Source organism: Actinacidiphila yanglinensis, assembly GCF_900107965.1.
GTDB classification, from domain to species: Bacteria; Actinomycetota; Actinomycetes; order Streptomycetales; family Streptomycetaceae; genus Actinacidiphila; species Actinacidiphila yanglinensis.
On record NZ_FNVU01000021.1, the window covers coordinates 21,076 to 38,328 of the forward strand.

17 protein-coding genes and 1 pseudogene are annotated in these 17,253 nt (G+C 74.0%); 5 read left to right on the forward strand and 13 right to left on the reverse strand.

Annotated elements, in window-relative coordinates:
• Positions 1 to 6: 6 nt before the first annotated feature.
• Positions 7 to 639, reverse strand: a complete 633-nt coding sequence (locus C4U44_RS33125) for a cell wall protein (protein WP_103889791.1) — start codon at positions 637 to 639, stop codon at positions 7 to 9.
• A 25-nt stretch (positions 640 to 664) separates the two neighbouring features.
• Positions 665 to 1,087: an RlpA-like double-psi beta-barrel domain-containing protein gene (locus tag C4U44_RS33130; protein ID WP_103889792.1), complete on the reverse strand. Its 423-nt coding sequence runs from the start codon at positions 1,085 to 1,087 to the stop codon at positions 665 to 667.
• Between the two features lie 501 nt (positions 1,088 to 1,588).
• On the opposite strand from C4U44_RS33130, the gene C4U44_RS33135 reads away from it, so the two are divergent.
• Together C4U44_RS33135 and C4U44_RS33140 are read left to right on the forward strand one after the other, a co-directional pair.
• Positions 1,589 to 2,623, forward strand: coding sequence for a GlxA family transcriptional regulator (locus tag C4U44_RS33135; protein WP_235032532.1), 1,035 nt, complete (start codon positions 1,589 to 1,591; stop codon positions 2,621 to 2,623).
• A gap of 161 nt (positions 2,624 to 2,784) precedes the next feature.
• Positions 2,785 to 3,405, forward strand: coding sequence for a DJ-1/PfpI family protein (locus tag C4U44_RS33140; RefSeq protein WP_103889794.1), 621 nt, complete (start codon positions 2,785 to 2,787; stop codon positions 3,403 to 3,405).
• A 239-nt stretch (positions 3,406 to 3,644) separates the two neighbouring features.
• Here the strand turns inward: C4U44_RS33140 and C4U44_RS33145 are convergent.
• Positions 3,645 to 4,118, reverse strand: a pseudogene (locus C4U44_RS33145) (Lrp/AsnC family transcriptional regulator); the annotation flags it as partial.
• A gap of 262 nt (positions 4,119 to 4,380) precedes the next feature.
• On the opposite strand from C4U44_RS33145, the gene C4U44_RS33150 reads away from it, so the two are divergent.
• Positions 4,381 to 6,171 carry a DUF2157 domain-containing protein gene (locus tag C4U44_RS33150; RefSeq protein WP_235032533.1) on the forward strand — a complete coding sequence of 597 codons (1,791 nt, stop codon included), beginning with the start codon at positions 4,381 to 4,383 and terminating at the stop codon, positions 6,169 to 6,171.
• 157 nt (positions 6,172 to 6,328) lie between these two features.
• Entirely contained in the window at positions 6,329 to 7,369 is a 1,041-nt protein-coding gene (locus tag C4U44_RS33155; RefSeq protein WP_103889795.1) for a lactonase family protein, read from the forward strand.
• 86 nt (positions 7,370 to 7,455) lie between these two features.
• Here the strand turns inward: C4U44_RS33155 and C4U44_RS33160 are convergent, their stop codons facing one another.
• The 8 genes from C4U44_RS33160 to C4U44_RS33195 form a co-directional block, all read right to left on the reverse strand.
• Complete coding sequence (locus C4U44_RS33160; protein WP_103889796.1) at positions 7,456 to 8,349, reverse strand: sirohydrochlorin chelatase; 894 nt, start codon at positions 8,347 to 8,349, stop codon at positions 7,456 to 7,458.
• Positions 8,350 to 8,504: 155 nt separating this feature from the next.
• The gene (locus C4U44_RS33165) at positions 8,505 to 9,632 is read right to left on the reverse strand and encodes an N-acetylglucosamine kinase (protein WP_103889797.1); all 1,128 of its coding nucleotides are present in this window, start codon (positions 9,630 to 9,632) and stop codon (positions 8,505 to 8,507) included.
• Positions 9,633 to 9,635: 3 nt separating this feature from the next.
• Positions 9,636 to 10,484 (reverse strand): phospholipid scramblase-related protein, encoded by an 849-nt coding sequence (locus C4U44_RS33170; RefSeq protein WP_103889798.1) that lies wholly within the window; start codon positions 10,482 to 10,484, stop codon positions 9,636 to 9,638.
• Positions 10,485 to 10,510: 26 nt separating this feature from the next.
• Complete coding sequence (locus C4U44_RS33175; protein WP_103889799.1) at positions 10,511 to 11,188, reverse strand: uracil-DNA glycosylase; 678 nt, start codon at positions 11,186 to 11,188, stop codon at positions 10,511 to 10,513.
• A 93-nt stretch (positions 11,189 to 11,281) separates the two neighbouring features.
• Positions 11,282 to 11,989, reverse strand: coding sequence for a TetR/AcrR family transcriptional regulator (locus tag C4U44_RS33180; RefSeq protein ID WP_103889800.1), 708 nt, complete (start codon positions 11,987 to 11,989; stop codon positions 11,282 to 11,284).
• A gap of 167 nt (positions 11,990 to 12,156) precedes the next feature.
• Positions 12,157 to 12,858 (reverse strand): HAD family hydrolase, encoded by a 702-nt coding sequence (locus tag C4U44_RS33185; protein WP_103889801.1) that lies wholly within the window; start codon positions 12,856 to 12,858, stop codon positions 12,157 to 12,159.
• Positions 12,859 to 13,020: 162 nt separating this feature from the next.
• Positions 13,021 to 13,959 (reverse strand): M56 family metallopeptidase, encoded by a 939-nt coding sequence (locus C4U44_RS33190; protein WP_103889802.1) that lies wholly within the window; start codon positions 13,957 to 13,959, stop codon positions 13,021 to 13,023.
• Between the two features lie 123 nt (positions 13,960 to 14,082).
• Positions 14,083 to 14,709 carry a DUF5134 domain-containing protein gene (locus C4U44_RS33195; RefSeq protein ID WP_103889803.1) on the reverse strand — a complete coding sequence of 209 codons (627 nt, stop codon included), beginning with the start codon at positions 14,707 to 14,709 and terminating at the stop codon, positions 14,083 to 14,085.
• Positions 14,710 to 14,956: 247 nt separating this feature from the next.
• On the opposite strand from C4U44_RS33195, the gene C4U44_RS33200 reads away from it, so the two are divergent.
• Positions 14,957 to 15,490 carry a GNAT family N-acetyltransferase gene (locus C4U44_RS33200; RefSeq protein ID WP_103889804.1) on the forward strand — a complete coding sequence of 178 codons (534 nt, stop codon included), beginning with the start codon at positions 14,957 to 14,959 and terminating at the stop codon, positions 15,488 to 15,490.
• Between the two features lie 41 nt (positions 15,491 to 15,531).
• Here C4U44_RS33200 and C4U44_RS33205 read toward each other — a convergent pair whose 3' ends face one another.
• A complete protein-coding gene (locus C4U44_RS33205) occupies positions 15,532 to 16,335 on the reverse strand; it encodes an amino acid ABC transporter ATP-binding protein (protein WP_103889805.1) in 804 nt (267 codons plus the stop codon).
• On the reverse strand, positions 16,332 to 17,153 hold the full coding sequence (locus tag C4U44_RS33210; protein WP_235032552.1) for an amino acid ABC transporter permease: 822 nt from the start codon (positions 17,151 to 17,153) through the stop codon (positions 16,332 to 16,334). The genes C4U44_RS33205 and C4U44_RS33210 overlap by 4 nt, the downstream gene beginning before the upstream one ends.
• Positions 17,154 to 17,253 lie beyond the last annotated feature (100 nt).

A 17,253-nucleotide genomic window follows, 5' to 3' on the forward strand; every position in this document is an offset into this window, starting at 1 on the left:
CGCCCCTCAATGCCCGACGGTGACGCGGGCGATGTCCACCGAGTCGTCCGCGGGCCGCCACGCGCCGAGCACCTGCGCCGACTGGCCGATCCGCACCCGGGACAGGTCCGGGGTCAGCGACCCGCCCAGGTAGGAGGCGGTGGTGGTCTCGGGCACGATCCGGCCGACCACGGCGTGGTTGCCGTCGCCGTGCGTGAGGTGCAGACGGTCCTTGGCGATGCCCCGGACCGTGCAGAACAGGTTCACGATGTTGACCCACACGGCGTCCGCGGCGATCGTGCCGTCGGGCATGTCGACGCCCCGCGCGTACAGGCCGTCCCCGGCCTCGATGGCGTCGGCGGTGGTGGCACGCAGCTTCCAGACGCTGGTGGCGTGGGTGAGCTGGATCAGGTGCTGCTCGCCGTACGAGCCGGCCACTTCGAGCACGCTGCCGTTGATCGCGGTGATCCGGCCCTCGGCGAAGGTGGACTTGGCGATCGCGGGGTCGAGGGACGGCATCGGCGCGGCGAACGCGGCATCCGCGTCGATCCCGCCGAGCGCCGAGGCGCCCACGATGGTGGCGCCGCCGAGCGCGGCCGTGGTCAGGAAACGCCTGCGGTCGAAGCCGGAACGGGGCCCGGGGTCCTGGCGGTTGCTCATGTCGGTGCTCCTCCTGCCGGTCGGCTCACTCGTAGATGTAGACCGGCAGCTTGCCGGAGTCGAGGTTCCCGATCGCCGAGAAGGCCGCCGGGGTCAGGTCGATCACGCGGTTGGTGCGGCAGGCGCCGTTGCAGCAGGTGGCCTCGCCGCAGAAGCTCTGCGTGCGCGGGCCGCAGTCCGCGACCGTGACGCAGACCTCGGCGCCGGAGCACTGGTGCTTGACGTTCATCACCGAGCCGCAGCCGCGCCGGGGGATGCCCTCGCCGCACACGTCGGGACGGGTGATGTTGAAGCACGCCTGGGTGGTGTTGGGCCAGGCGGCCTGGTGGGCGCTGGACTGGCAGGTGCCGCAGGCGCCGGTGCCGGCGCTGCCGCACGGCCCCCAGGAGCTGCCGCAGCAGAACCAGGTGGTCTCACCTGCCCAGAGACTGGTCGATCCGCAAGCCATGTCGGGTTCCCTTCGTCGATCGTGAGTGATCTGTGCATGACAACTCGAACCGCCGGGGGAGCCGCCACCGTGACGCGGTGCGGATGGGGGTGTGCGGCGGTGCGGCGTTGCCCGGTGCGGGGTGCTGCGTACGAAGTACGGCGGTACGGGGGCGGTACGGCGGTACGGGGTACGGCCTGCTCGGTACGAGAGGCGACGTGCGATGCGCGGCGTTGCGACGTGCGAGGTGCCCGGTCCGGCGTGCGACGTGCCCGTGGAGCCTCGTGGACCCGCATGCCGAGCGGCGCCGCGCGCGAACGGGGCCCGGGAGCGGGCGGCGCCGGCTGTTCCGGGTGGGAAGGATGAGCCGGCAGTGCAGTGGGGCACGGCCATGATGCGCGTTTCTACGCGCGTCCGCCAGAGGGCCGACGGTGGTGGATCGCCGCCGGACCGCCGCGGATGGCCGGAATCGTCACTCCCTTGTCCTTGCCGCCAAACCGGCGCCGAGCCGACGATGGTCGCGTGACCAGTCGACGTATCGTCTTCGCCGTCTACCCGGGTTTCCAGATCCTGGATCTCACCGGGCCGCACGAGGTGTTCACGAACGCCGGCCGGCTGGCCGCTGTCGCGGGGGCGGGCACGGAGACGGGTGCGGGGACGGGCGCGGCGCCGACCGTGATCGAGGTCGTCGCCGCGGGGCCCGGGCCGATCGAGTCCAGTGGCGGCCTGGCGGTGGCCCCGACGCTGACCGTCGCGCAGGCCGCCGGACCGGTGGACACGCTCGTCGCCGTCGGCGGCCCGGGCGTCCAGCGGGCGTGCCGGGACCGGGAGTTCGTCGACTGGTTCGCCGCCACCGCGGCTGCCGCCCGGCGTACCGCGTCGGTGTGCAGCGGCGCGTTCCTGCTCGCCGAGGCGGGGCTGCTCGACGGGCGGCGGGTCGTCACCCACTGGTCGGTGTGCGCGCTGCTGGCCGAGCGCTACCCGGCCGTCACCGTCGACCCCGACCCGATCTTCGTCCGCGACGGCGACGTGTGGACGTCGGCCGGGGTCACCGCCGGCATCGACCTCGCCCTGGCCATGGTCGAGGCGGACCACGGCCCCGAGATGGCCCGGACGATCGCCCGCCACCTGGTGATGTTCGTGCAACGTCCCGGCGGACAGGCCCAGTTCAGCACCCAGCTCGCCGCCCAGCGGCCGGACCGGTCCCCGTTGCGGGAGGTGCTGGACTGGATCGCCGACCACCTCCGCGACGACCTCACCGTCCCGGTGCTGGCCGCGCGGGCAGGGATGAGCGAGCGCAACTTCACCCGGGTCTTCCGCGCGGAGACCGGCCGCACCCCGGCCGCATACGTGGAAGGCGCCCGCATCGAGGCCGCGCGCCGCCTGCTGGAGTGCACCGGCACCACGCTCGACGCCGTCGCCCGTACCTGCGGCTTCGGCACCGTGGAGACCCTGCACCGCAGCTTCAAACGCCGGGTCCGGGTCACCCCCGGGGAGTACCGGCGGCACTTCGCCACGGTCGCGCCGCCTCGACCGGCCGCCCCCGCCCCGCGGTAACCGGAACCCGGACCGTCCGGGCCGACTCCGTCCTCCGACCGCTCGACCGCCTCGCGGGTCGACAAACCGACGTGCCCGTAAGGCGATCCGCCCTGGGCCGACGGCGCCCGAACCGGTGCCGAACACGCCCGAAAACGATCACTCCTGGAAAGGCCCCGACCATGCGCATCGTCTTCCCGATCTTCGACGGGTTCACCTCGCTCGACGCCGTCGGCCCCTACGAGGTGCTGCGGATGCTGCCCGGCGCCGAGGTGGTGTTCGCCGCCGAGGACACCGCCCCGGTCACCGACGACGCCGGCCGGCTGACCGTGACCCCGTCCGCGACGCTGGCCGCGACGACCTCCGCCGATGTGCTGGTGGTGCCAGGCGGACCCGGCGCCCGGCGCAACCTCGGCAACGAGGCACTGCTCGGGTGGATCCGCCGGATCCACGCCACCAGCACGTGGACCACCTCGGTGTGTACCGGCTCGCTGCTGCTCGGCGCCGCCGGTCTGCTGGACGGGCTGGAGGCCACCACGCACTGGAGCGCGGTGAAGACGCTCGAGTCCTACGGCGCCACCTACACCGAGGAGCGCGTCGTGCGGCAGCCCGGGGGGATCATCACCTCGGCGGGGGTCTCCTCCGGGATCGACATGGCGCTGCGGCTCGCCGAGCTCCTCGCGGGCCGGGTCGCGGCCGAGGCGTTCCAACTCGCCATCGAGTACGACCCGCAGCCGCCGTTCGACTCCGGCTCGCTGTCCAAGGCGTCCCAGGACGCGAAGGACTACCTGACGGCGCGCTGAGCCGAGCGCTCGCGGTGGGCGGCGTCGTGGCCCCTGCCGCCCTGCGGGCGGTGCGCGGCCGGAACATCGGGCACGGGAGGCACCGGGGGCACCGGCGGAGCGGGAGGGGCGACGGGCGCGGGGGAGACGGGCGCAGGGGCGGGCGCCCGGACCGCCGCCGGCGCGGGCACCGGAGCCGGGGCCGGTACCGACTCGCCCGCCCCCGGCCCGGGTTGAGGCTGCGGCTCGGGGGCCCGCAGCTGCTCCGCCCCGCGCTCCACCGACTCCACCAGCGGCAGGAACCGTTCGGCCACGCGTTCCCGCAGGGCGATCTCGGTGCGGGTCCTGACCACCCCCGGCAGCTGGATCAGCCGCTGGATGATGTCCTCCAGGTGCGGGTTGTCCCGGGCCACGACGCGCGTGAGCAGGTCACCGCCGCCGGTGACCGAGTACGCCTCGATGATCTCGGGCACCGCCGCCAACTGCGCGCCTATCGCGTCGAGGTGGCCCTGCGAGACCTCGATCCGCACGAAGGCCAGCACCGGATGGCCGAGCGCCGCGGGGGACACCCGCGGGCCGGCCGCGGTGATCACCCCGTCGCGCTCCAGCCGGTCCAGCCGGGCCTGGAGGGTGCCACGGGCGACGCCCAGGATGCGGGCGTACTCGCGGACGCTGGTGCGCGGCTGCTCCAGGAGCAACCGCAGGATACGAGCGTCCAAGGCGTCGACGGGCATGGGCCGGTGGTCCCCTCACGGCAGTGTTTTTGGCATATTCACGGTACCGACGGGTGATCGCCCAACGATCATTTCGAGCCACCGTCGACGGCCGGGCGGAAAAACCCGTACCGGAAGGGAACCAACGGGTCATCGGCGGAATCTTCCTATTCACGGGCAAGGAAGCGGGCCGTGCGCATAGGCTCCGGCCACACCGGGTGCGATCACGCACGCCCCGGTGTGCGGCGACAGTGATCATGTCCGAGGGTGGGGGGAGTTCGCGGTGTCTTGGGATGGGCAGAACGGCAGCGGCGGAGGCGGGTACGGCCCTCCGCCGCCCGGCGGCGCGGGAGGGCCCGGCGCCCCCGACAACCCCGCGGGAAGCGGCGGTTACGGAAGTCCCGGCGGCTACGGCGCGCCGCCGCCGGTCCCGCCCGCACCGCCGGCTCCCCCCGCCGGCGGCGGTTACGGAGCGCCGGGCAGCGCGTACGGCGCCCCGGGCGGCGTGTTCGGCCCGCCCGGCAGCCCCGGCGGGTTCCTGCCGCCCCCGCCGCCCGCCCCGCCCAGACCGCCGGCCGACGCGCTGCGAGCCGTCGGTGTCGCGCTGCTCAACCTCAGCGGGCTGGGCCTCGGTTACGCCTTCATGCGGCGCTGGCTCGGCTTCGCGATCTGCCTGATCGCCAGCGGCATCCTGCTGGTGGTCGCGCTGCCCGCCAAGCCGGACGGCGTGTCCGGCGGCGCCCTCGTCGCCTACCTGGTCTTCCTGGTGCTGGCCGCCGCGCACGGTGCCTGGCGCGGGCTGCGCACCCGCCTGTCGTGGCCGCCCCTCGCACCGGTCGCCATCGTCCTCGGCGTGGTGCTGCTGGCCGTGCCCGCCGGCGGCGTGGTGCTTTACGACAACGCCCGCGACAACGCCACGCAGAAGATGCTGCTGGACCGCCTCGCCGCGGCAGACACCAAGGTGGCCGCCGCCAAGGGCAAGGACTTCGCGTCCGCGCAGTCCCAGTACAAGTCGGCCCTGGCCTCCTACCGCGACCTCAAGGACCACCACTCCGGGTCCAAGGCCGCCCACCTGGTGCCGGACCGGATGCGCACCTTCTACTCGACGGTCGCCGCCCCCTACGACCAGAAGCAGTACTGCGACGCGGTGCCTCCGCTGAAGTACCTGCGCACCGTGCCCGGCTCGTTCGGCAAGGACGGCCTCGGCTCGCTGGCCACCTGGCCCGACGACCGGCTGGCGACGTCCCTGTACGAGTGCGGTGCGGCCGACCTGGAGAGCACCGACGAGTCCGCGGCGAGCGGCGGCGACGAGAACGACCTGGGCGAACTCCTCACCACCTTCCCGCAGTCCGCGCAGGCGGCCAAGGTCGAGCCCGCGGTCGGCTCCACCATCGACAAGGCGGCGAAGGCGATCACCGGCAGCGACCCGTGCGGCGCCACCGACAAGGTGCGCGGCCTGGGCTCCTTCGCCTCCACCCTGTCCGGCAAGGCGAACGGCAGTGCCGCGAGCGCCCTCACCAAGGACTCGACGCGGGCCAACGGCCACGTGGAGTCCGGTACCTACGCGTGCGGCGTCCACGAGTACAAGTCCGGTGACTTCGACACGGCGCTCACCACGATGAACGACTTCGCCAGCACCTACCCGCACGACAAGAACCACGCCCTGGCCAAGAAGTTCTCCATCGCCGCCGAGATCGCCAAGGAGGAGGCCGCCGCCGGCAAGCACGTGCCGACGATGGCCTCCGGCGGCAGCATCAAACTGATCGTCAGCAACGACAGCCCCGACCCGGTGGAGATCCTCTACACCGGCAAGGTCACCGGCAGCTTCACCCTCCCGGCGTGCGGCAGTTGCTCCGACTACTCCAGCGAGATCACCGCCGGCGGCAGCGCCTGCCAGGCCAGTGGCAAGCACTACCCGAAGAAGACCGTGTACCTCCCGACCGGCACCATCTACATCCTGCACAAGCCCTCGGGCGGCTCCACCGCCACCGCGCACGCCGACTCCGAGACGCTGAGCTCGGGCAGTTACTACACCGACTGCGCCTATACCGTCTCGTCCTACGGCAGTTTCTGACCACCGGTCGGCAGCACGCCCCGGGCCCGGGTGCCCGCGTGACCGCACGGTCCGCGGCCCCGGGCCCGCCGCCGTGCACCCCCTGGGGCGACGCCGGGCCACGGCAGGTACTACTCTCAGCCGCCGTAAAGGGTGTCAGTCGGAAGAGGTACGGCAAGTGGCCGCACATGCATACATCGGGTCGTTCACGTCAGCGGGCGGGCACGGGCTCACCGCCGCCGGGTTCGACCCGGGCACGGGCGCGCTGACCGCGCTCGGCCACAACGCCGAGGTGCCCAACCCCTCCTTCCTCACCGCCTCCGCGGACGGGCGCACGCTCTACGCGGTCGGCGAGACCGATCCGGAGGGCAGCGCCGCCGCCTTCTCCCTGGCCGACCCGGCCGCGCCCAAGCTGCTCGGCGCCCCCGTCAAGGTGCGTGGCGGCGCCCCCACGCACCTGGCGCTGCACCGGGGTCACCTGGTGACCGCGAACTACTCCGCGCCCGGCAGCGTCAGCGTGGTGGCCGTCGAGGACGGCGGCGCCCTCGGCGCGGTTCGCTGGGTGCTGGAGCACGAGGGCGACGGACCGAACCAGGAGCGCCAGGAGGCCCCGCACGCCCACGCGGTGCTGCCCGACCCCACCGGTCACTGGCTGCTCAGCGTCGACCTCGGCACGGACTCCGTGCGGGTCTGCGAGCTCGACCCGGCCTCCGGCGAACTGGAGGTCGAGCGCGAGCTGGGGCTGCGCTCCGGGATCGGCCCGCGCCACCTCGCCTTCCACCCCGGCGGCGAGCACGCGTACGTCATGAACGAGCTCGACTCCGTGGTGACGGTGTGCCGTTGGGACGCCGGCAAGGGCAGCCTCCGGCCGCTCGCGGAGGCGCGGGTGCTGCCCGAGGGCACCCAGGGCGACAACTTCCCCTCGGAGCTGGTCGTCTCGGCCGACGGCCGGTTCGCGTGGGCCGCCAACCGGGGCCACGACAGCATCGCGGTGCTCGGCATCGACGAGAGCGGCGAGCGGCTCGAACTCCTCGACACCGTCAGCTGCGGTGGCTCCTGGCCCCGGCACCTCACCCTCGACCCGTCCGGCAGCCGCCTCTACGCGGCCAACGAGCACTCCGGCGACGTGAGCTGGTTCGACGTCGACGCGGCGACCGGCATCCCGAAGCAGGCCGGTGCGCTGGCGCTGCCCGCGGTGTCCTGCGTGCTGTTCGTCTGAACGCGCGTCGGGCGCCCCCTCCTTGGCGAGGGGGCGCCCGACGGACGTGAGCGGCCGGAGCCCTCGCGGGCCGGCCGTGCGTGCTGCTACTCCTGCTGGGCGCCGCCCTGGTGCACCGGCTGGAGCGCGATGCCCAGCGCCGTCGCGTACTGCGTCACCACGAGCTTGCCGACCGCCGGGTAGGGGCCGAGCGCGTCGGCGCCCGAGCAGTCCGCCTCCGCGGCCGCGGTGTGCAGGAGCTGCGGGGCGATCTCCGGACCGATCAGGCACGGCGCCAGCGCCAGCGTGGTGGAGCCGGAGGCGCGCAACTGCTCGGCGGTACCGGCGATCGCGCCGTCCACGTCCAGAGCGGCGGCCAGCACCGGCACGGCCAGCCGCGCGGCCAGCAGCAGCCCGGTCACCCCTGCGGCCTGCGCCGCCTCCTCGCCGCCCACGGTGGCCAGGATGATGCCGTCGGCCGCCGTCGCGACGGTGAACAGCCGGGCCCGGTCGGCGCGGGCCAGGCCCGCCTCCGACAGCCGCACGTGCAGCGCCTCGGCGAGCAGCGGGTGCGGGCCGAGCACGTCGGTCAGTTCCACGTGCGCCTTGCTGTCGACCACGGCCTGCCGGATCCGGCGCAGCGCGGCCGCCTCGGGGCCGGCCAGCAGCGGCACCACGACCGCCGAGGTGTCCTCTCCGGGCCGTTCGACCGCCACCTGGTCCAGCACGCCCCGCAGCGACGGGAACTCGCCCAGGTCGCCCTCGTCGCCGTCCACAAAGGCGATCCGCGGGTCGAGACCGGACAGCTCCGACCGCGCGATGCTCACCACCTCCTCGGCGAGGCTGAGCGCCGCGGGGGTCGGGGTGCCCGGGACGGCGAGAACCAGCGCCGGAGAGCCCTCGGGCGCGGCCAGCGCCTCGGGGCGGCGGTGGCGTCCCGGCTGGCGCGGACGCGGCATTCGAACGGGGAGGCCGGAGGCCGGCCCTGTGGCATTGCTCATGGCGTCGCATGTTAACGCCTTGCGCCACCTGCTTGTTCGCGCGGGTGCGAAGGAGGTCGGACCTGTCCGCAAGTGTCCGGTTCGCAGCTCGGCTCCGGTCCGCACGCGTGTCCGGCCGGTGCGGACCGGTGTCATGGCGTGCCAGGACCGGGGCGTCAGGGCGCGCTCGGCCGCTCTGTCACGGTGAGAAGCCCCGGGTCGACCGGCAGGGGCAGCCCGCCGCGGTGCAGGGCGCCCGCGATCAGGACCGCGCCGTCCAGCGGGTCGCCCGCGGCAGGCAGCAGGGTGGCGCCGGGCAGCAGCGATGCGGCCTGCGCGCGCAGCGGGCCGAGCAGCGGTTCGCCCATCTTGAACAGGCCGCCCGCGAGCGCCACGTCCACCGGGCCCGCGCCGGGCCGTACGGCGGCGGCCGACTCCAGGATGTGTGCCGCGGCCTGCCGCAGGATGCCGGCGGCCACCGGGTCCTCCCGCGCACACTGGCCGACCTCCGGCGCGAACGAGGCCAGCACGGCCGCCCGGTCGGGCCGCGGGTAGAGCTGCCCCGGCAGCGTCGCGAGCGACCCGAAGCGCTTCTGGGCCGCGGTCAGCAGTGCCGCCGAGCCGCCGGCCCGCCCGTCGTGGGCGCGCATGGCCGCGTCGAGGCCGGCCCGGCCGATCCAGGCGCCGCCGCCCGCGTCGCCCAGCAGGTGGCCCCAGCCGTCCGCACGGCGCCAGCCGTGGCCGCCGCCGGTTCCGTGCGGCCCGTCCCCCGTGCTGCCGCCGTCCTGGCCCACGTTGTCCTGGTCGCCGTCGGCCGCGGTGCCGAGCGCGATCATGCCGGTACCGGCGGCCACCACCACGCCGGGCCGCAGCCCCAGCGCGCCCGCGTACGCCGTCACCGCGTCGCCCGCCAACGCGAGGCGGCGTACGCCGAAGGTGTCGTGGAGCGCGTCCGGGAGCCGGGCCCGCAGGTCGTCGCCGAGCGAGGCCATCCCGGCCGCGCCGACGCACGCCGCGGAGATCGTCCGGGCTCCCGCGGCCGCCATCAGCCCCTCGGCGAGCGGCCGGAGCAGTGCCAGCAGGCTCCCCGCGTCGATACCGCGCTCGCCGGTGACCGCGGGGCGGTCCGCGGCGGCCACCGCCGCGCCGGCCCCCGTCGCTGCGGCGCGGTCGCCGGCGGGCACGAGGGCCACCCGGACGCCGGAGCCGCCGGAGTCGATGCCCAGCGCCCACGCGTCATGACCGGCACCTGCGCCGACGCCGTCGTCCGGCGCGGACCCGGTCGCGGCAGAGGAGGGGGGCACGCGTCAGCCGAGCCCGCGGGAGTCCTGCTTGAGGGCGGTGTCCACGGTGAGCGCGGACGCCACGACCATGCTCAGCAGCGGGTCGGCGAGCTGCCGGTGGATCTGGAGGACGTAGTTGTCGGCGGTGGTGAACATCGTCTTGGCCAGGCCCTCCCAGGTCTTGGTGATCCGGGCGATCTCGGTCTCGGTGTGGTCCACGATGGCGAAGTTCCAGGCCCGCCAGTTCTCGGCCTTGATCGCGCCTATCTGCTGGCCGTTGTACATGAAACCGAACTTGATCTTGCCGAAGGCGTTCTGCTGGACGATCTCGCCCAGCGGCTCGCCGTTCGCCCGGTGCACCAGCACCTTGGACTTGATGAACTTCGCCGGCCGGGTGAGCACCAGCTGCGGCTGACCCTGCGCGTCCCGCACCTCGAGCTTGTGGGTGAGGAACTGGTCCACGCTGGAGACGAATCGGAGCACCTTCTTGGCGGTGCTCTGGCCGATCTCCACCACCGAGCCGAGGGTGCGGCCGTTCTGGTCGAAGACGCTGTACTCGTTGACCAGCTCGATCAGCTTGGCCTTCTGGTTCACCACGAGCACGGGCTCGGTGAACAGGGTGCCGCCGCCGTATCCGGGCGACATGACGCCGGCCTGACCCTGCACCTGGTGCTGGATCTTCCCGGGGTCGGGTGTGCGGCTGACGTTCAGCTCCCAGGCGTTGCCGCCCTCCTGCTTGGGGCCCTGCTGGCCCGGGACCTGACCGGGGTTGGTGTGCTCGGTCCACTGGGAGCCGTCCCAGTACCGGAGCAGGTTCGGAGTGCCCTGCGGGTCGGCGTACCAGCCGGCCGGGGTGTTGGAGTGCGTCGTCACCCGGGAAGACTACCGTGGGCGCCCGCTCAGGGGAGCTGCCAATGCACCGGCTGGGCGCCCTGCTGGGACAGCAGGTCATTGGCGCGGCTGAAGGGGCGCGAGCCGAAGAAGCCGCGGTCCGCCGACATCGGCGAGGGGTGCGCCGACTCGATCGCCGGCAGGTCGCCCAGCAGCGGCCGCGCGTTGCGGGCGTCCCGGCCCCACAGGATCGACACCAGCGGGCGGCCGCGGGCGGCCAGCGCTCGGATCGCCTGCTCGGTCACCTGCTCCCAGCCCTTGTTGCGGTGCGCGGCCGGGGAGCGCGGCGCGGTGGTCAGCGCCCTGTTGAGCAGGAGCACGCCCTGCTGCGTCCAGGGCGTCAGGTCGCCGTTGGACGGCCGGGGCGTGCCGAGGTCGCCGTGCATCTCGCGGAAGATGTTCTCCAGGCTGCCCGGCAGCGGCCGAACATCCGGTGCCACCGAGAAGCTCAGGCCCACCGCGTGCCCGGGCGTCGGGTACGGGTCCTGGCCCACGATCAGCACCTTCACGTCGTCGAAGGGCTGCTGGAACGCGCGCAGCACGTTCGCCCCCGACGGCAGGTAGGTGCGGCCCGCGGCGATCTCGGCACGGAGGAAGTCCCCCATCACCGCGATCCGGTCCGCCACGGGTTCGAGCGCCTTCGCCCAGCCCGCCTCGACGATTTCGTGCAATGGTCGCGCAGTCACGGTCCGTCACTCTACTGGCTCAACAGCGGTGCCGCGTACGGGCATCCGCGATCCGGGCGCCCGGACCACGGGCGACGCGCGCGGTGTCCGCCGTCAACCGCCGTCGTGGTCGTCGCGTTCGCCGCGGTCGCGATGCTCGCCGCGGGCCGGCTCGCGGGCGGGCTCGCCGCCCGGCCCCAGCCGCGCCGCCTCCGGGCGGTGCTCCTGCGGGCCGGGGGGTGAACCGGCCCACCAGTCCAGGCCGTAGCGCTGGAAGAGCTCGGCGCGCAGCCGGGCCACCGGCATCGGGGCGCCCGGCAGCAGCAGGGCCACCGTCGCGCCCATCAACAGCGCCCGCAGCAGCGGGTACTCCTCCTCCGGGGACTGCGCGCCCCACCGCGCCACCGATTCCCGCAGCAGGGCCGCGAGCCGCTGCTGCTCGGGACACCGGATGAACCCCTCGTCGGCCAGGATCAGGGACATGTGGGTGCGCATCAGCTTGGTGTGCGTGACCGTCAGCCCGAGGATCGCGTCGATCGCCCGCGCCAGCACCTCCTCGCCGTCCTCCGCCGGCGGCTCCGCGTCGAGCGCCGCGGCCAGCTCCCGGTTCATCAGGCGGTGCACCGCGGACTGCACCAGCGCGCGCTTGCCCGAGTAGTAGTACGACACCAGGCCGCGTGCCGAACCCGCCCGCCGCGTGATGTCGGCGAGCGTCGTGGCCTCGTAGCCGCGCTCCTCGACCAGTTCGACGGTGGCCTGCAGGAGCCGGTCGCGGGAACGCTGACGCATCGCCTCGTTGACCGACGCGCTGCGAGGGGACATGATGAACTCCTGCGTTGGCTGGCTGCGAGCCAATATACTCAACGCGACTCGCCGGGCCAGATTGATGGCGGGTGTACGGGGATCGGGCGCCGGTTCCGGCGGAACAGGGGATCGCCGGAACCGGCGCCCGATGACGTCGCCCTACGGTCCGTGCCGTTCGCCTGTCATCAGTGCGCCCCCTCCTTGCCGCCGGGCAGGTCGAGCACGGGCAGGAGCGCGTCGGGGCGCCGCTCCACAGGCAGCGGGTCCACCAGCAGCACCCGGCAGCCGAGCGCAGCCGCGCCGCCGTCGGCGGCCGGACTGTCCCCGACCATCACGGCCTCCCGCACGTCCGCGCCCGTGATGCCGAGCGCGTCGAGCGCCACCCGGAACAGCCGCGGGTCCGGCTTCTGCACCTCGTGCTCGTAGCTGAGCACGAAAGCGTCGACGTGGTCCGCCACCCCGTGCACCCGGAAGATCGGCCGCAGGTCCCACCCGATGTTGCTCACCACGGCCACCGGCACCCCGCGTTCGTGCAGCCGCGCCAGCACCTGCGCGGTGTCGGGGTACGGCTGCCAGGCGGCCGGTGTCCGGTGCCGCTCGTACAGCGCGTCGTGCACGTCCCACGGCAGACCAGCCGACCGCGACAGGGCGGTGTACGCCGCCCGGTGCCGCTCGGCGGTCAGGTCCCGCGACTCCCACAGCTCCGCGAGGTCCGCGGGGGGTGCGTCCGGCATCACGCCTCCGGGCTGGGCGCCGACCCGCTCCAACTCCCCTGCGTACTTCGCGATGTCGACGTCATCCGCCTCGAAGCCCTCGGCCGCGAGCGCGCCCGCGAGCCACCGCTCGCAGGGCTCGATCCGGAACAGGGTGCCCGAGAAATCGAACATGACCGCCTTGATGGTGCCTCCCCGGGTAGTGGCCGCTCGCTTCCAGCATCCCAGACGCGATCCGGCGGCCTTCGGGGTGCTCCGGGCGGGCGTTCCCGCTGCCTGGCGGAGTGCGGTGGGACCGGTCGATGGGGAGCTGGGCGCCTTGACGCCAGGGGGCGTTCAGCTCAGGGCATGCAGGCCGGGGCCGAAGGTGATGATCAAGGGGACGGCCGGGACCAGCAGCGACAGCAGGGTCAGCCGCAGCCGGTGGGCGACCGGAAGGCGGGGCGCCGGTGAGAGCAGCCGGTTGACCCGGCCCGGGAGTTCGGCGAGCGGCGCGGGGGACGGGCCGAAGACGCCGCGCGGCTCGTTGAGTTCGACCAGCGCGAGAGCGGTGGTGAGGCGGCCGAAGCGGCGCGAGGCGGTGTCGTCGGCGGCGAGTTCGATCAGGAGGTGGACCTGGTCGCGGAAGGCGGCGAAGACCGGGACCTGCGGGAAACCGCCGGCGAGCGCGCCCGCGCAGTGCAGCAGCAGGTCGTGCCGGGCCCGGACGTGGCCCTGCTCGTGGGCGAGGACGGCGTCCAGCTGGCGGCCCTTGAGCCGGACCAGCGCGGCGGTGGTGATGACGAGCCGCGGCTCGGCGCCGGACAGCCACCACGCGTCGGAGCGGGTGTCCTCCAGCACCACCAGCCGCTCCCCGGCCCACACCGACTCGCCGGGCAGCCGGGGCGCGCGCACCCGGAGTTCGGCCCGGCGCGTGCGCCGCCTGCCCCGCGCGGCGCGCACCTCGCGGGTGAGCATCGCCGCGGTCCACACACCGCCGAGGGCGAGCAGCACCGCGAGCGCGCCGGCCCACCGGCCGTGGCCCTGCAGCCCGTAAGCGTCCTCGACGCCGTGCGGAGCGAACGCGAAGACATGGCCGCGGACGGCCGTCCACGCGGCCGAGGCGGTGAGCGCCATCGCGGACACGCAGCACAGCAGCACCGCGGCGACCACGCACTGCCACACCCACAGGGCGAGTACCGGCTCGCGCTCGGGCCATTCGGCACGGGCGAGCAGACGCGGCGCCGTCGCCGCCGCAAGTGCGCCGAGCACCAGCAGCACGAACGGGACCGTCATGCTGATCACCCTAGGAGTCGGCTCGCACCGTGTGATGCGGCACCGCACCGATGTGACGCACGACTCACATGGGCGACGTGCGGCCTTCGCCCGGGGCGTGCGAGGCGCCGTGGGACGGGGTTCTCACATGGCGAGCAGCATGACCACCATGCCCAGCGCCATCGACACCCGGCAGGCGACGGCCACCTCGGGGGCGTGGCGCAGCGGTAAGGACATCGGTGTGGGCGTGGGCGTGGGCGCGGGAGCCGGCGCGGGGCCGGCGACCGCCGCGCCCGGTATCAGCCCGCCGGCCGCCGGCGCCGGGGCTGGGACCGGCACCGTGACCGCCGCCGATGCGAGCCGGGCGCCCGTACGCAGCACGTAGACCGCGAAGTAGAGGAGGAAGAGCCCGGTCGCGACAGCGCTGCCCGCGCCTCCCATGGCCATGCCGCCGCCCGGGTGGGACGGCCCGGACCCGGCCATGGCCACCGCCATGTAGACCATCGCGGCCGAGCACACCACGTGGTGCACCCGGTGGCCGGGGGAGTGGGCGCCCGGGAGGACGGCGCGCAGTGCGGCCGCCGTGTAGACCACCGCGAAGGCGGGGGCGCACCAGGGCCGGGGGTCGAGCACCGAGACCGGCAGCGCCATCAGCGTCATGCCGGCGCCCATCACGGCTTCGTCCCGGTCCTCGGCGCGCACCAGGCACGCGACGGCCGCCGCCGCGCTGAGCGCCACCAGAAGCCACGCGACCAGCGATGGTCCGTGCATCACCGATCGCCCCTTCCCGTCGGCTCTCCCCAGGGCCGGCCGCGGGTCGGTCCCCGCACGCCGCTTGGGTCCTACCCGTCCCTGCGGGCGCGCAGGCAAGCGCACAGGATTGCCCGGGGGAGTGCGTTCGAGCGGCGCGCGCCCCCCTGCTCCGCCGTTGCACCGCGACGGCGCATGACGGGGACGGGCCCGGATCCGCCGGGGACAGCCCTCGGCGGCGGACGGCCGCTTCGGTAGCCTGACGGGCATGGACACCGCATCCCTCACCTTCCGCCCCGCCACGCCGGCGGACGTGCCCGCGCTCGTGACCCTGGTCGAGTCCGCGTACCGCGGCGACGCGAGCCGGGCCGGGTGGACCACCGAGGCCGACCTCATCGAGGGGCAGCGGACCGACCCCCAGGGCGTGCTGGACGTGGTGGAGAAGCCGGACAGCATGATGGTGGCCGTCGAGCGCGACGGCGAGCTGGTGGCCTGCTGCCAGCTCGAACACCGTGGCGTGCACGCCTACTTCGGCATGTTCGCGGTCCGTCCGTCACTGCAGGGCGCCGGGCTCGGCAAGGCGATCATCGCCGAGGCGGAGCGCCTCGCCGCCAAGGAGTGGGGCGTCGCCGAGATGCACATGACAGTGATCAGCGCGCGGGAGGACCTGATCGCCTGGTACGTGCGGCGCGGCTACACCCGCACCGGCGAGATGTCCCCCTTCCCTTACGGCGAGGAGCGGTTCGGCCGGCCCGTCCGCGACGACCTCCGGTTCGAGCTGCTGACGAAGAGCCTCGGCTGACCGCTGACCGTTCGGAGTCGGCCCGCTCAGAGCCGGCCCGCTCAGAGCCGGCCCGCCTCCGTGATGCGCCGCAGGAACTCTTGGGTGCGCTGCCGGCTCGGGGCGCCGAAGACCTCGGCGGGGGTTCCGCGCTCCAGGACGATCCCGCCGTCGAGGAAGCAGACCTGGTCGGCGACCTCGCGGGCGAACGCCATCTCGTGGGTGGCGATCACCATGGTCATGCCCTCCTCCTTCAGGTCGCGCACCACCGCCAGCACCTCGCCGACCAGTTCCGGGTCCAGCGCGGCGGTGATCTCGTCGAGGAGCAGCAGGCGCGGCCGGGTCGCCACCGCGCGCAGCAGGGCGACCCGCTGCTGCTGGCCGCCGCTGAGCCGGTCCGGGTACTCGTGCGCCCGGTCGGCCAGGCCGAGCCGCTCCAGCAGTTCCCGGGCCCTGCCCTCGGCCTGCTCGCGCGGCTCCTTGTGGACGCGCCGGGGCGCGAGGGTGATGTTGTCCAGCACCGTCATGTGCGGGAAGAGGTTGTACGCCTGGAAGACGACGCCGATCCGGCGCCGCACCTCGTCGACGTCCGTGCGGGGGTCGGTGATGTCCTGGCCGTCGAGGAGGATCGCGCCGTCGTCGACGTCCTCCAGCAGGTTCGCGCAGCGCAGCAGCGTGGACTTGCCCGAGCCGGACGCGCCGATGAGCGCGGTGACGGTGTGCGCGGGCACCTCCAGCGCGATGTCGCGCAGCACCACGGTGCCGCCGTACGTCTTGCGGACCGCCTCCATCCGCAGGACCGGCTCCGCGCGCAGCGCCGGCTCGGGTCCGTCCGCCGTACCGGACTTCGGGCCGATCGCGCTCATACCGCGCCTCCCTGCGACTGCCGCCGGTTCATCCGCGCGGCCACCCAGTCGGTGAAGCGCGTCATGGGGATGGTGATCGCCACGAAGATCAGACCCGCGATCACGTAGGGCGTGTAGTTGAAGTCGCGGCTGGCGATGATCTGCGCGGCGTAGACGGCGTCCACCGCGCCGCCGATGGAGACCAGGCCGGTGTCCTTCTGCAGGGACACCAGGTCGTTGAGGAGCGGCGGCACCACCCGGCGGACGGCCTGCGGCAGCACCACGTAGCGCATCGCCTGGGCGTTGCTGAGTCCGAGCGAACGGGCCGCCGCGCGCTGGCTGGGGTGCACGCTCTCGATGCCCGCGCGGAACACCTCGGCGACGTAGGCGGTGTAGGTCAGGCACAGCGCGAACGCGCCGAGCAGCACCGGGTTGTTGGTCACCCCGGTCAGCCGCAGTGCCGGGATGCCGAAGACGCACAGCAGGATGCAGATGATCAGCGGCAGCCCGCGGAAGAAGTCCACGTAGGCGGTCGCCAGGGCGCGTACCGGGAAGAACACCGGGCCGCGCAGGGTGCGCAGCAGGGCCATCAGGAGCCCGGCGACCAGGACGATCGCGCCGCACACCGCCAGCAGCCGCAGGTTCAGCCACAGGCCGTGCAGGATCGGGTGGAGGGAGATCCGGGCGTAGTGGGCGTCGAAGAACGTCTGCCGGGTGCGTTGCCAGCCGGGCGAGTTGACGATCAGTGCGTACAACGCCCCTGCCGTCAGCAGGGTGCTGGCCGAGGCGACGGCGAAGGCGCGCCGGGTGCGGGTGCGCCGGTAGCGCTCCCTGGCGATCCGCCGCGCCGAGGGGCGGTACCCGTCGTCGCCGCCCTTCCCGCCGGCGGGACCGGGTCCGGCGGGACCGGGTCCGGCGGGAGGGAACGGCGGCGGTGCG